Source organism: Mesorhizobium sp. M0243, assembly GCF_040321775.1.
GTDB lineage: Bacteria > Pseudomonadota > Alphaproteobacteria > Rhizobiales > Rhizobiaceae > Mesorhizobium.
This window is the reverse complement of the sequence record NZ_JAMYSF010000003.1, coordinates 159,898-173,667: the sequence shown is the minus strand read 5'-3', so window position 1 is coordinate 173,667 and position 13,770 is coordinate 159,898. Positions and strand designations below refer to the sequence as shown.

Here is a 13,770-nt window from a genome sequence, read left to right as displayed (position 1 = left end):
CGCGGCAACAGATCGCCGGATCACACGGTCCAGAAATAGCGCACGATGTGGAAGAACACCGGGGCGGCGAAGACCAGGCTGTCGGTGCGGTCCATCATGCCGCCATGGCCTTCGATGAGATGGCCCCAGTCCTTGACGCCCTGATCGCGCTTGATGGCCGATGCGACCAGCCCGCCGAGAAATCCCATCGAGCAGGCGACGAAGGCCACGGCTGCTGCCTGCAGCGGCGAGAAGGGTGTCACGAACGATAGCAGCGCGCCGAGCAGGCTCGCCGACACCAGTCCGCCGATCAGGCCTTCCCAGGTTTTCGACGGCGAGACGTTCGGCGAGAAACGGTGTTTTCCAACCAGCTTGCCGAAGATGTATTGCAGCACGTCGCTGCCTTGCACGACGATGATGAGAAAGGCGATCAGCAGCAGGGTGCGGCCTTCGAAGCCCGGCACGTCGAGTGTCAGCAGGGCAGGGACGTGGCTGACGCAATAGACCGAGATCATCACCGCCCATTGTTGCGCGGCGATCCGCTCGAGGAAGCGTTCCGTGTCGCCATGCAGCGCCGTGATGGCCGGCATCAGCAGGAAGCAATAGACCGGAATGAAGATGACGAAGAGCCCGTACCAGGCGGTCCACACCAGCCAGTATTGAAACGGTATGATGATGCCGAACATGCCGAGCAGCACCCAATGGTCGCTGCGGCGCGTATGCGTCAGCGTCACGAATTCGCGCAGCGCGGCGAAGGAGATCAGAGCGAACAGGATGGTCATCCCGTAACGGCCGAAGAAGAAGGCGACCGTCATCAGCGCCACCATCACCCACCAGGCGTTGATGCGCTGGGTCAGATTGACCAGCGTCGAACTGAGCGGCTTGGGCGCCCGCGCCGAAAGTATGGTGGCGACGATGCTGGCGGTGGTCAAAACCGCCAGCAGGCCGATGATCAGGATGGAGATCTCGTGGCGCATCAATCGTCTCGCTCGGGACGCGGGTTGAGCGCCAGAAGCGCGGCGTGGGCGCGTTCGAGGAAGGCGCGGCGTTCTTCGCCCGGACCGATCGCCACCGGCGGGCCGAAGACGACGCGGCACAGCAGCGGCACCGGCAGGAATTGGCCTTTGGGCAGCACGCGCGACATGTTCTCGATCCAGCACGGGATCAGCTCGACCTCAGGCCGCGCCGTCGACAGATTGTAGAGCCCGGAGCGGAATGCCAGCAGCGGCTCTTCGGTCATGTTGCGTGTGCCTTCGGGAAACAGGATCAGCGAGTGCCCCTGGTCGAGAACCGACAGCATGATCTCGATCGGATTTTCCTCAGGTCTCGTCCACTGCCGGTTGATGAGCACCGACGACAGCATATCCTGCGCGATGAAGCGGCGCAGCCGCGACTTCCCCCAATATTCGCCTGCGGCAACAGCATGGGTGATCGCGCGCTCCCTTTCGCTGAGGCAGGCCGACAAAAGGATGAAGTCGCCATGGCTGGTGTGGTTGGCGAAATAGATGCGCTGGCGGTCGGAGGGCAGGCTGCCGTTCCAGATCGGCCGCACCCCGGTTACCATCCGGGCCAGCGCCGACAGGCCGACGGAGGTTACAGTCTGCAGCAAGGTGAAGGTCTTGAGCGAAAGCCTGTTCATCGCGGCGCCCAAAACCCTGCCGCCAGAAGTGCTGCGGCAAACAGAGCCAGGGCGGCACGCTGCTTGAACAGCAGACGACGCGTGCCGGCCATGCGGTCATCAAGCGAACGTGTCGCGGACGGGGCCGTTTTCAGGCGCATGCGCGCCAGCATGTCGTCCACTGCGGCACCGCCGGAAGCTTCGTCGTCATGGCTGGCCATGATCCGGAACAGCAGCGCGTCAAACGCCAGCAGTGTCGACAGCATCAGCACCGCCACCGCGCTCGCGGCGGTGATCGACAAAGCAATGGCCGCGGGCAAGTTTTCGAAAGCGCCGCGCGTCGAGGCAGCCAGCGGCGCAAGGACATTCGCGGCCACCACGATTGCAGCCGGCCACGCTGCCTGCCGCATCAGCATGCCGGCGAAGCGGTCGGTGCGGTCCTGATAGGCATTGCCGGTCATGACGCTACCGGATCCGTGGCTTCTGCAAGATGAACCGGCCGGCCGAGGGCCGCGAGCATCTCGCGGGCAAGCGCCGGCGTCCTGGCTCTGTCGGTCGCCACAAGCCATTCGGCGACGACGCCGGCGCTGCGCTGGAAGCCGAGCGCGCAGCACACCAGCACGGTGCCATCCCGGCGCGCGCTTTCCAGCGCGCCGGCTGCCTGTTGCTGTACCGACACGGGCGGCGGCAACAGGTCGATCATCGGAAAGCTGATCCAGCGGCAATCGGGTGCCGCCGGTCTTTCAAGTTCGGCGGCAAGGTCGATGACCGTGCCGAAGCCGTTGGCCTCGCGTGTAGTGGGAAAGCGCCCGAGAAAGACGCCATCGGCAATCGCCACCTGGGGAGCAAGTTTGCGCGTCCAGGCCCATATGTTTGCCCTGGCGCCGAGACGGTAAGGCAAGAGCAGGACACGGCTTGCAAGCGTGATGCTGCCATCGGCGGATTTCTGGAACACTTTTTCGACTGCCCCTGCATAGGCGAGGGCGACGATGGCCAGCGCCAAAGCCGGCCAAAGCAGGAAGAGGGCGACAGCGCAAACGAATGCACCGAGCGCGGCGCCCGCCAGCGCAAGAACGGCGCCCAGCGCATAGAACCGCGCCAGCCGCCGCGCTTGCACATCGCTGGTCAGCCGGAAGCCTGAAAACGGCAACGCGCCGCTGCGCGGAAACAGCCACAACGCAAAGAGCCCGAGCAGCGCGCCGGTCGGGATGTCGATGAAATGATGCTGCCAGGTCGTCAGCACCGAGGCGCCGATCAGGAAGCACCAGCCGTGCCAGAGCGCCAGGAGAAAACCGCCGAGCCGGTGGCGCCAATGATCCCAGATGATCACCAGAAGGGCGATGTGCAGCGAGGGCGCCTGGTTGAACGGCTTGTCGAAACCGCCGAGCACGGCAAACAGGAAGCCGGGCAGGCCGGTCGTCGCCGGTCGCACGAATGTCGCGGTCAGCGGGAACAGGATGAAGCAGGCAACGGCGACGATTTGCGCGGTGAGATAACGCCCGGCCAGGCGGTCCACCCCTTGCCTGTCGTTGTTGAGCAGCAGCGACAGGCCGTAGAACAGGTTGATCGACCAATAGGGCACGATGGTCCAGGCGACGAACGGAATGCCGTGCTCCCACGAGAACACGATGCTGCCGACATCGTCGCGCCGCGAGGCCAGCCAGTTGGCGAAGCCGTAGCTGAGATAGAAGAATGGTGCCAGCAAGGCCAGCCAGAGCGCAGCCCTGACGACCACCCGTCCATAAGGCTCGGCGCGCGCGGTGGGTGCAGGCGATAAGACCATGCTGTTCAGCGGCGCCGCGCGACCGAGACGGTGAAGATGCCCCATTGGTCGATGCGCTGGTCGAGCTTCTCGAACCCGGCGGATTCGACGAGCTGGTCCATCTCGCCCTGCGTGCGCCGCCGCATCACCCAGGCCTCGCCGCCGCGATGCGAAGTCAGGCTGCGGGCGATCATCTCGAGCTGCGGATGCCAAGGCTGGTTGGTGTAGAGCAGCAGGCTGCCCGGCTGCATGGCGCTGGCCAAACCACCAAGCGAGCGGGCGATCATCGCGTTGTCCGAGAACAGCTCGTAGAGGCCGGAAACGATGGCGAGGTCGGGGGCCGGATCGACGTTGGCGAGCATGTCGGCATCGAAGGCATCGGCGCGCTGGAACGAGACATCAGCCGGCAATTGCCGCTCAGCGATCAGCTTGCGGCCAAGCTGGACGTTGAGGTCGGAATAATCCTGCAGGCGAACGCTCGCTGGCTGGTCGGGGCTCTTCGCGATGGCATCGAGAACATAGCGGCCATGGCCGGCGGCGATGTCGAGAATGTGCGCCGGCCGGCCAGCGGCCTTGAGCGTCGCCACGCAAGAGCCGATGAGCTCTTCGAGATGCAGCTTGCGCTGGCGGATGCCGCGCCAGCCAATGGCCTCCAGGAAGACACGGTCGACGACGCGGCCAAGAGGTGTGAGACCCCGCGCGTCGTTCTCGTAGACGTAATCCAATGTCGAGCCGGAATCGAAGCCGGTGGCGATGCCGGTCTTCATGCCCTGCGAGACCCAGGCACCCATGCGGATGGAGGCGCGGCTGAATGCCCAATAGAGGCCCTTGGGCGACATCAGAGCGAGCGGCGAGGCAAGCCGGTCGGCCTCGTCGCGGGTGTAGCCGGCGATGTCCGCCTGCTTCAGGTCGACCGGCGCGTCCGGTGCCGCGAATTGCCTGGCGAGGAACGGCCGGATCAGCTCGAGGGCCTGCGCCCGGTCGCGTTCGCCCAGCGTGTCGTGAAAGAAGCCCGGCAGCACATGGCGTTCCTTGGTGCGGCTGCCGAGATTGACGAAGAACTCGTGCTGCGGGCCGTGGCGCACCACCCAGTCGCTGCCCGAGAGCAGAAGCTGGGTCGGCACGCTGATGGCGCGGGCGTCAGCGACGATGCGTGCGGCATGCTGGTAGAGTTCGACCAGGATGTTGGAAGCGATCGGCCGCGCGATCAGCGGATCGCTCTCGAAGGAGGCGATGCGCACAGGATCGTGGGTCAGGAATTTCGCCTTGACGTAGGAATTGACGAAAAAGCGGCCCTTGATCTTCTGCCAGAGCGCGATGCCCTCCTTGGCGAAGGGTACGTAGAGTTTCACCGAGAAGGCCGGTGAAGCCAGCACCATGGCGCGCAGCTTCGGCGCATAGTCATGCACCCAGGCGGCGGCGAGCACGGCGCCGAAGGACTGCGCGATCAGCGCGATATCCCCAGTGGCGACGCCATCCCTGGCTGCAATCTCGCGCATGAAGCAGTCGATGTCGCGCACCAGCGCCGAGAAGTACGGGGCATAGCCGCGCTCGCCGGATGAGCGGCCATTGCCGCGGGCGTCCCAGGCATAGAAGGCGTGGTCCGGCATCCGCAATTCATCGACGAGATGGGCCATGCGGCCGCCATGCTCGTGGCCGCGATGGAACAGCACCACCGCGCCCTTGGCACCGGCGGAGTCCGCCGGCCAGAATCGGTAGAAGATCTCCGTCCCGTCATGGCTGCGGAAAACCCGCTCCTGCGCTTGCCGCGCAAGGCTTTGCGTGGCCGCGGCGGCGATTGGTTCGTGCATCATGGTCTTCCCCTCTGGCGGCATGGCGAGCCTCGATGCTCAGCTGGCGCTGCCAATAAGGCCGGCGCGTATCCGGTTTATGGCGGTCAGCAGCGAAAGCGTTGCCATGGCCGGAAACACAAACGGTGCTATCGATGCCGGCCAGATCCCGGCGGCGCACAGCACGGCGACCACACCGAGCGCCAGCGCTCTGTCGCTCTTGCCGAATGGCCCGGCATAGTTGCGTCCGATCTTGGCGGCAATGCCGAGCACGCCGGCGAATTCGGTCAACACGGCCGATATCGCGAAGGCGATGACGCCCCATGCGCCAAATTCCGGAAAGACGGCAAAAGGAAGAATCAGTGCGAGGTCCGAAACGACGTCGCACAACTCGTTCAGATACATGCCGAGCGTCGACGCCTGCCCATGTTCCCGTGCCAGCATGCCATCCACGGCATTCAGCGCCATGCGCACGAACATCACCACGGGGATAAGCAACAGCAGCCAGCGCCATTCGTGCAGGATCGCGATGGCCGCGCCGGCGGTTATCGACATCACGGCCGCCAGGATGGTTATGCTGTTTGCGGTGACCCCGATTGCCGCCAGCCGATTGACCAGCGGCCGCAGCCGTCCCTGGAAGGCCGGCTTGAGAGCGTAGAGCGTCGGCATTTTCGTGATCCCCCGATCCTGACCAACGGCTGTACATCAATATGTCAGACCCGACCAGCATGACGTGGCGGAGCGGCGAAGCCGGCTGGCATGGCGACAGGCGCTCACCAATCGGTAACCATGCCTGCATCGCATGACTGTCGTGCATATCTGCCGGCTTCTTATGCAACGCGGCATCTTGAATAGTGAGCACGCTTATTATATATCCCGCTCATGGTTTCCGATGGCATCGACAGATTGGGCTTCTTGATTCACGACGTGCAGCGCCTGATGCGCAAGCGCTTCGAGGCGAGGGCCAGTGGCTTGGGGCTTTCTTCGGCGCAATGGCGGCTTCTGGTCCGCGTTGCCAAGGAAGACGGCGTCGCGCAGGCACGGCTGGCCGAACTTCTCGAAATCGAGCCGATCAGCGTTTCGCGCCTGGTCGACCGCATGGAGGAGGGAGGCTGGATCGAGCGTCGTGCCGACGCCGCCGATCGTCGCGTCCGCATGATCTTCCTGACGCCCAAGGCGAGCGACGCCTACGCCGTGATCAAGAGCATTGCCGGGGAAGTCTATGAGGAATCGCTGGTCGGCGTGAAGCCGGAAGCCCGTCGCGTCCTCGTCGAAGGGCTCGAGGCGATGGTCCGCAACCTGACCGACGACGAGACGCCGTCCATTGAAAAAGTGAAGAATACAGAAGGCGCAGCAGCATGAACGCGGTAGCCAAGATAGACAAGAACACGACCGAACTGGAGATGGAAGCGCCGGCGCAGCCGGCCGCGGCCCCGGTGGCGGTTGCTCCCCCAGTGCAGCCGGCCCCGGCGCCGGTGAAGAAAAAGCGCCGGCTGGGCCGCTTCCTGCTGATGGTCGCGCTGCCCGCGGCACTCGCTGTCGGGGGCGGCTACGTCTGGGTCACCGGCGGCCGCTACCAGGAGACCGAGAACGCCAACCTGCAACAGGCCAAGGTGTCGATCGCTTCCGACACGGCAGGCCGCATCGTCAAGGTCGACATCTTCGATAACCAGCTGGTCAAACAGGGTGACGAGCTGTTTGCCATCGACCCCGAGCCATACCGGATCGCGCTGGCGCAGGCCGACGCGGCGGTGGCGGGCGCGCGTCTCAATGTCGAGCAGCTGCGCGCGGCCTATGGCCAGTCGATGGCTCAGCAGAAGTCCGATGCCAGCCAGGTCGTCTTCGCCCAGTCGCAGTTCGACCGCGCCGCCGATCTTGCCCAGAAGGGCATCAACGCCAAATCGTCGCTGGACGAGGCCAAGAACGATCTCGACAAGGCCAAGCAGCAGCTGGCCGTTGCCGAGCAAGGCATCATCAGCGCCAAGGCAGCCCTTGGCGGCAATCCCGACATCGAGACCGACAAGCACCCGACCGTGATGGCCGCGCTCGCCGCGCGCGACAAGGCGGCCTACGACCTGGCGCAGACCACGGTCAAGGCGCCGGCGGACGGCATCGCCAGCCAGGCCTCGTCGTTCAAGGTCGGCCAGTATGTCGGTTCCGGCACGCCGCTGTTTTCACTGGTCGAGACCGGCGACACCTGGATCGATGCCAATTTCAAGGAAACGCAGCTCACCCACATGAAGCCCGGCCAGAAGGCCGAGATCGTGGTCGACACCTATCCAGGGCGCACCTTCGAGGCGACGGTCAAGGCGATCGGCGCCGGCACGGGAGCCGAGTTCTCGCTGCTGCCAGCCCAGAATGCCACCGGCAACTGGGTCAAGGTCACGCAGCGCATCCCGGTTCGTCTCGAATTGACCGATGCGGACGCCAAGATGGCGTTGCGCACCGGCATGAGCGCCACCGTTACCGTCGACACCGGCGTGGCGCGTGGCCTGCCTTCGATCTTCGGTCACGCCACGGCTGGCGAGGCCGCGCAGTAACGTCAACAGAATGCCGCAGGACCAGCGGCGGAGGTGAATAGCAGGATTGGTCTGATGGGAGGAGCTGGAGGATCAGCGTTTGGGCGTGCCGCGTAGCGGCCTGGCCGAAATCTGAAATCTCCGACGCGGACCCGTCGGTCCTCATGTTTCCGGGCGGCAGGCATCCGCTCATCAGAGACTTTCAGTCGATGTAACCCCCACATCGACAATCGCGTCCCACCGCGACGAGGGTCTCTCAACGGAAGGCGTTGCCGCCCGGAAACCCCTTGTACACGTTTTTGTTACCTGCTGGAAGTTTCATGCCATGAGCACGCCCGAACCCTTCAAAGAAGTGCCGCATCGCGGCCTGATCACGGTCGCGCTCATGCTGGCGACGATCATGCAGGCGCTCGACACGACGATCGCCAACGTCGCGCTGCCGACCATGACCGGCGATCTCGGCGCCTCACCCGACAACATCAACTGGGTGCTGACCTCCTACATCGTTGCCGCCGCCATCATGACGCCGGTCACCGGCTGGCTGGCCGATCGCTTCGGCCGCAAGGAACTGTTCCTCGGGGCGGTTGTCGGTTTCACCGTATTCTCGATGCTGTGCGGTATCGCCTGGAGCCTGGAGAGCATAGTGTTCTTCCGGCTGATGCAAGGCGTGTTCGGCGCCGCCATCGTGCCACTGTCGCAAACCTTCCTGCTCGACATCAACCCCAGGGAACGTCACGGCCAGGCAATGGCCATCTGGGGCGCCGGCATCATGCTGGGGCCGATTCTGGGTCCGACGCTCGGCGGCTGGCTGACCGAAAATTTCAACTGGCGCTGGGTGTTCTTCATCAACCTGCCGGTCGGCATCATCGCCTTCCTCGGCATGGCCGCCTATCTGCCGGCGGTTGCCCGGCGGGTGCGCAGCTTCGATTTCTTCGGCTTCGCCATGTTATCGCTCGGTGTCGGCGCGCTGCAGCTGCTGCTCGACCGCGGCGGCGAGGTCGACTGGTTTTCCTCGGTCGAGATCTGGATCGAGCTTGCTCTTTCGATCACCGGATTCTGGGTGTTCATCATCCACACGCTGACGGCGGAACGTCCTTTCATCGATCCCAAGATCTTCCTCGACCGCAATTTCGTGACCGGGCTGGCATTCATCTTCGTCATGGGCGTGCTGATCCTGGCCTCGATGTCGCTGCTGCCGCCGATGCTGTCGACCATCTTCGGCTATCCGACCGTCACCATCGGTGTCGTGTTGGGGCCACGCGGTGTCGGCACCATGATTTCGATGCTTGTCGTCGGGCGGCTCATGAGCAGGATCGACGCCAGGATTCTTGTCGTCATCGGCTTCCTGCTCACGGCGCAATCGCTCTACACCATGTCCAGCTTCACCCCGCAGATGGACAATTGGCTGATCCTCAGCTCCGGCGTCATCCAGGGCCTGGGCATGGGAATGGTGTTCGTGCCGCTGTCGACCGTCGCCTTCGCCACGCTTGACGTGCGCTTCCGCACCGATGCCACGGCTTTGTTCAGCCTGGTGCGCAATCTTGGCTCATCCATCGGCGTGTCGGTCGTGACGGTTCTGATGGTGCGCAACACGCAGGTCAACCACACCGAGCTTTCGGCCTTCATCAACCCGTTCAATCCGAATCTGTGGGCCGTCTCTCCAGCCGCCGCGAGCGGCGATCCCATGGCGCTCTCACAGGTCGATCGCATGGTCAATCTCCAGGCGATGATGATCTCCTACGTCAACGACTTCAAAATGCTCATGGTGATGACGCTGCTTGCCATTCCGTTTGTTTTCCTGCTGCGCAAGCCGAAGCAGGCGCCTGCCGGCGGCGCGCCGGCAGCGCATATGGACTAGCTTTCCATCCTATTTCCCGAGCACCAGGCTCCAGTAACGGAGCTTGCTGTCGCCGCCGTCGCGCACATAGGCAAGGCCGAAGCGGGTGAAGCGCGGGTCGAGCATGTTGCGGCGATGGCCGGGCGAATGCACCCAGATGTCGAACAGCTTCTCAAGATCGAAACGGCCCTCGGCGATGTTCTCCGCCGCGGCACCGGAAATTCGATTGTCCCTGACGCGCGAGGCGAAATCCTTGCCCCAGCCGGTGGTGTGGCTCATGCGGCGGCGCTGCGCCATGTAGCCGGCCTGCTGCAGGGCGGCCTGTTCGAGCTGCCGGTCGGGGACCATCGGCGCCAGCCCGGCCGAGGCGCGGATACTGGCCAGCGTGCCGGTGGCGGAGGAGGAGACCCCGGCGCCTTCGCCGGTTGGCAGTGAAACAGTGCTGCAGGCGGCGAGTCCCGCTAGGGCGGCGAGGCCGGTCAACACCATGCGCCTGTTCAGATTCGGCATCGGGTAGGTTTCGATTTTCGCTATGGTCATGCCCCTGAGATAACGTCGATCATGGCTTTTGCCGGGCAGGGCGGCGAAAATCGAAGATGTTAGGCGGCAGTATCGAGATCTGCGTCCGAGGAACCGCGCATCCGGTCGTCTTCCGTATGCACCCACCACGAGCCCAGCGCGTCGATGAGCGGTACAAGCTTGCGGCCAGGCGCCGTGAGGTCATAGTCGACCCGCAGCGGATAGCCCGAGCGGGCCGTTCGCCTCACGATACCGGCGTCCTCGAGCTTGCGCAGTTCCAGAGCCAGAATGCGGTGCGACACGGTGGGGTTGTCGCGTCTCAGGTCACTGAACCGCTTGGTCCCGTCCTTCAGATAATAGAGCAGCAGCGTGGGCCAGCGGCCGCTGAGCACGCGCATGGTCTCTTCGATCGGGCAGCGTGAGACGACGTCTTTCATGGGCGGATCCTGGTTACAGAATTGTGCGTAATTTACATGGGACGACCAGCGTTTAGGGTCAAGTTTCGCTGCGCGGCGTGATCTCCTCAATCACGGAAGAAAACAAATGGAACCTATCCTGCTTTATGGCTTCCCGGCGGGAAGCTCGATGGGGCTCGTCGCTGCCTTCGAACGCGTCGGGCAACCCTATCGCCTGTGCCGCGTCGACATGCTCACCGAGATGAAAAACGATGCCTATGCCAGCATCAACGACCGTCAGGAAACGCCGGTGCTGATCACCGACGAAGGCCGGGTGCTCACCGAGACAATGGCCATCGCCGCATGGCTCGAAGCCCGCGACACACAGCGTCGCATCAGCTTCGAACCGCGCACGCCGCAAGCCGACCGCATGCACCAGTTGATGGCCTTCGTGAACACCGGTTTCACCGCCGCCTTCAGCCCGCTCTGGGTGGCATTGGAAATGGCGGCGGATGAACCCGCGCTGAAGGCGACCTTGCGGGAGTTCGGCCGCAAGGCCGTTGCGGAACGTCATGATCGGCTCGAGGCGATGATCGCCGGTACGGATTTCCTGGTCGGCGACGGGCTGACTCTTGCCGATACCACGCTGATCGGCGTGGCACGCTGGGCGGAATTTCACCAGGCGATCGACGGCGCTGCCTATCCCAAGCTGGCCGGATTGCGCCTTCGCATCGAAGCCGATCCGGCCGTGCGTTATGCCCTGGCTGTCGAGGATGGCGAACAACCCGCCGGTTCTGGCGCCTGCCTTGGCCACGTCCCCCTGACTGAGGTGATCGATCGCTTCGCTGCACCGGCGCAATCGTAGCGATACCCCATTTTCAACCAGGATGTGCCTTTGTGAGAGGCACTGATCTGCCGGAGTGCGGTCGCCGCACTCCGGCATTGTTAAACGCGACCGCATTTTTTCTCAACGCGACCGCTTGGGCCGCCTGTCGTTTCTCATTTCACCAGAGTGATCATCCGATCGGCATACATTGTGCGATTTCCAAGCGCCGCCGCGCAGTCCGACTTGACGGACGAGTTTCCGGTCATCTGTATCGTATTGCCGACAAGCCTGAGACAGTTGCCCTGGGCGCTCATATCAGAGTTGCCGGCGTAGGAAATGGGCGCGTCCGGCGCGTAGATAAAACCGCTGATCACGGAATTTGCGCCGCCATTCAATGTCAGAGCAGACGTGTTGCCGTGATCCTGAAAAATGGTGATACCGGCATAAGGGCCGCTGGTGGGCGGGGAAAGGTTCACCTTCTCATTGGCATTTATGTAGATCTGAGCGCTTTCCATGAGGAATATGGTCACGCCCTGGCCAGTCAGGCTGCCGTTTCCCCCTGGCTTTATGGTGGTGCCGCGCATGATGTAGACGCCCGGATTAAGCGTGATGTTTCCCGACAATGTCTTGTCGCAATAAGTGCCTGGCGACAGCGTGTAGGTTTTGCCGTTCGGGACCGGCAAACACAATGTGTAAGGGGGAGGAACGACGTCGGCCAGCGGATCAAAGGATGCGTACCGATGTTCGTGCGGCGTTCCGCAGGCGAGACTGGCGCTGGGTGGCAACAGCCCGCTGGTGCCGCCGACAGTTGAGACACAGCCCGCTGAAACCAGGGCGGAGCCGCCCCTGTTCACGGAATCGGGGGCGTCCGAGTTCGCCGCGATCACACAATTGTCCATCGAGACGTTGGTCGAGCCCTGCAGGTTCACGGCGGCGGACGCATGCGGATCGAGCGCCAGCACGCAGGCCTGCGCGCCAGGTTTTATCTTGACCGAGGCCGAGCGGTAGGCCTGCCAGGGGGCCGAGGCGCTGATGAAGCTTGGGCGGCTTATGCTGGACGACAGCGAGATAAAGTAGGCGCTTGGGCTGCCGCTTGCCGTTGCCGCGAAAGCGGAGACGCTGCCCAGATATTCCTGCTGGTCGGCCACGCTCATATTGGCGGCGAAGAATTGCAGCCCAAGCTGCTGGACATCGCCGGCCGCCATATCGGGAGAGAACTTCGTGCCGATGGCGAGCCCCGCCGCGTCAAGCGAGTTCTGTAGTTGCGAGGCGTCATGGCTCGTGCCGATCAGATCAACGGCGCCGGCCAAACCAATCATTATCGGCAGCATCCCGATGGCGGTCGTTATGGCAAAGTTGCCACGCTCCGAAGACCAGAAGCCTTTCAATGCGAACATAGTTCCTCGCCGAACTTCGTAAAGCTCAGGTGATACGCCAAAGATCCCTACGAGCAATTTAAGTAAATGCTAAAATGCGTAAATGCTAAAATGCAGCACAATGATTGGTCAAAATGAAGGACCGCCAAGGTACGCCATATGAGAGGCCATACGGAGAGTTGAACACTACGAGGAGTTGCTCCCCAGGCAATTGACGCGGCGACAATCGCCGCCAACTCTGCTATCGTGCCTCTCGTTCTTGAAGTGGCAGCTCTGGCGGCCATCCTGGCGGTGACCGCCCCGACACACGGGAGGAAGGTTATGGCCGGCTTTCATGTCATGGCGGACGCACGTGGAATGCATGTGCAGCCAACGGTGCGCCGCATCACCACGTCGGACCTTTGGGATGCGCTGCGCCTCGGCGTCGAGGATTTCTGGGCAAAACCTTCGCACTATGTGTTCCTGTGCTTGATCTATCCCATCGTCGGCCTGATCCTGACGCAGTGGACGTCCGGGGCCAACGCCATCCAGCTCATCTATCCCCTGATGTCGGGTTTCGCGCTGGTCGGGCCCTTTGCGGCGCTCGGCCTTTACGAGATCAGCCGCCGGCGCGAACTCGGCATGAACACCTCCTGGCGGCACGCGTTTGATGTGCGGCGCTCGTCCGCGGTTCCATCGATCGCTGTCATCGGCATCATGCTGGTGGCGCTGTTCCTGTTATGGCTCTACACCGCGCAATCGATCTACACCGGCCTGTTCGGCGACCAGCCGCCGGCCTCGATCGGTGGCTTCATCCGCGACGTGCTGACCACCAGCAAGGGCTGGACGCTGATCCTTGCCGGCAATGCCGCGGGCTTTGTCTTTGCCGTAATCGTGCTGGCCACCACCGTGGTTGCCTTCCCGCTGCTGCTCGACCGTGACGTCGGCGCCGTTTCGGCGATCGAGACCTCGGCCCGGGCGGTAATGGCCAACCCGCTGCAGATGGCGCTGTGGGGCTTGCTGGTCGCCGTGCTTCTGGTGATCGGTTCCATCCCGCTGTTTGCCGGGCTAGCCGTCGTCATGCCGGTGCTCGGCCATGCCACCTGGCATCTCTACCGCAAGGTGGTCGAGCCCGAGCGGGCGCAGCAGACAAGGCGGCCGATGTAGGGT

General features: G+C 63.5%; 14 protein-coding genes. 5 read left to right on the top strand and 9 right to left on the bottom strand.

Annotated elements, in window-relative coordinates; translation table 11 throughout:
- Positions 1-20: 20 nt before the first annotated feature.
- From NKJ11_RS04960 to NKJ11_RS04935, 6 genes are read right to left on the bottom strand one after another with little or no spacing between them, the layout of a single operon-like run.
- Positions 21-956: a phosphatidate cytidylyltransferase gene (locus NKJ11_RS04960; protein ID WP_352792805.1), complete on the bottom strand. Its 936-nt coding sequence runs from the start codon at positions 954-956 to the stop codon at positions 21-23.
- Positions 956-1,618, bottom strand: coding sequence for a lysophospholipid acyltransferase family protein (locus NKJ11_RS04955; RefSeq protein ID WP_352553883.1), 663 nt, complete (start codon positions 1,616-1,618; stop codon positions 956-958). The genes NKJ11_RS04960 and NKJ11_RS04955 overlap by 1 nt, the downstream gene beginning before the upstream one ends.
- Positions 1,615-2,058, bottom strand: a complete 444-nt coding sequence (locus tag NKJ11_RS04950) for a hypothetical protein (protein WP_352553885.1) — start codon at positions 2,056-2,058, stop codon at positions 1,615-1,617. The genes NKJ11_RS04955 and NKJ11_RS04950 overlap by 4 nt, the downstream gene beginning before the upstream one ends.
- Entirely contained in the window at positions 2,055-3,380 is a 1,326-nt protein-coding gene (locus NKJ11_RS04945; RefSeq protein ID WP_352611829.1) for a phosphatase PAP2/dual specificity phosphatase family protein, read from the bottom strand. Before NKJ11_RS04945 ends, NKJ11_RS04950 begins: the two co-directional genes overlap by 4 nt.
- Positions 3,381-3,385: 5 nt before the next feature.
- Complete coding sequence (locus tag NKJ11_RS04940; RefSeq protein WP_502905785.1) at positions 3,386-5,170, bottom strand: bifunctional alpha/beta hydrolase/class I SAM-dependent methyltransferase; 1,785 nt, start codon at positions 5,168-5,170, stop codon at positions 3,386-3,388.
- 39 nt (positions 5,171-5,209) lie between these two features.
- Entirely contained in the window at positions 5,210-5,818 is a 609-nt protein-coding gene (locus tag NKJ11_RS04935; protein WP_352752970.1) for a CDP-alcohol phosphatidyltransferase family protein, read from the bottom strand.
- A gap of 213 nt (positions 5,819-6,031) precedes the next feature.
- Here NKJ11_RS04935 and NKJ11_RS04930 point away from each other — a divergent pair, with 213 nt between their 5' ends.
- From NKJ11_RS04930 to NKJ11_RS04920, 3 genes are all read left to right on the top strand, one after another.
- Positions 6,032-6,511, top strand: coding sequence for a MarR family winged helix-turn-helix transcriptional regulator (locus tag NKJ11_RS04930; protein ID WP_023813527.1), 480 nt, complete (start codon positions 6,032-6,034; stop codon positions 6,509-6,511).
- Positions 6,508-7,689 (top strand): HlyD family secretion protein, encoded by a 1,182-nt coding sequence (locus NKJ11_RS04925; RefSeq protein WP_352792804.1) that lies wholly within the window; start codon positions 6,508-6,510, stop codon positions 7,687-7,689. The genes NKJ11_RS04930 and NKJ11_RS04925 overlap by 4 nt, the downstream gene beginning before the upstream one ends.
- 304 nt (positions 7,690-7,993) lie before the next feature.
- Positions 7,994-9,526 carry a DHA2 family efflux MFS transporter permease subunit gene (locus NKJ11_RS04920; protein WP_023813528.1) on the top strand — a complete coding sequence of 511 codons (1,533 nt, stop codon included), beginning with the start codon at positions 7,994-7,996 and terminating at the stop codon, positions 9,524-9,526.
- Positions 9,527-9,535: 9 nt separating this feature from the next.
- Here the strand turns inward: NKJ11_RS04920 and NKJ11_RS04915 are convergent, their stop codons facing one another.
- Together NKJ11_RS04915 and NKJ11_RS04910 are read right to left on the bottom strand one after the other, a co-directional pair.
- A complete protein-coding gene (locus NKJ11_RS04915; protein WP_023813529.1) occupies positions 9,536-10,045 on the bottom strand; it encodes a CAP domain-containing protein in 510 nt (169 codons plus the stop codon).
- Between the two features lie 59 nt (positions 10,046-10,104).
- Complete coding sequence (locus NKJ11_RS04910; RefSeq protein WP_352442472.1) at positions 10,105-10,461, bottom strand: winged helix-turn-helix transcriptional regulator; 357 nt, start codon at positions 10,459-10,461, stop codon at positions 10,105-10,107.
- A 106-nt stretch (positions 10,462-10,567) separates the two neighbouring features.
- Here NKJ11_RS04910 and NKJ11_RS04905 point away from each other — a divergent pair, with 106 nt between their 5' ends.
- Positions 10,568-11,284 (top strand): glutathione S-transferase family protein, encoded by a 717-nt coding sequence (locus NKJ11_RS04905; protein ID WP_352442471.1) that lies wholly within the window; start codon positions 10,568-10,570, stop codon positions 11,282-11,284.
- A gap of 134 nt (positions 11,285-11,418) precedes the next feature.
- Here NKJ11_RS04905 and NKJ11_RS04900 read toward each other — a convergent pair whose 3' ends face one another.
- On the bottom strand, positions 11,419-12,642 hold the full coding sequence (locus NKJ11_RS04900; RefSeq protein WP_128304793.1) for a TadE/TadG family type IV pilus assembly protein: 1,224 nt from the start codon (positions 12,640-12,642) through the stop codon (positions 11,419-11,421).
- Between the two features lie 300 nt (positions 12,643-12,942).
- Here NKJ11_RS04900 and NKJ11_RS04895 point away from each other — a divergent pair, with 300 nt between their 5' ends.
- On the top strand, positions 12,943-13,767 hold the full coding sequence (locus NKJ11_RS04895; protein ID WP_023813533.1) for a DUF2189 domain-containing protein: 825 nt from the start codon (positions 12,943-12,945) through the stop codon (positions 13,765-13,767).
- Positions 13,768-13,770: the final 3 nt, after the last annotated feature.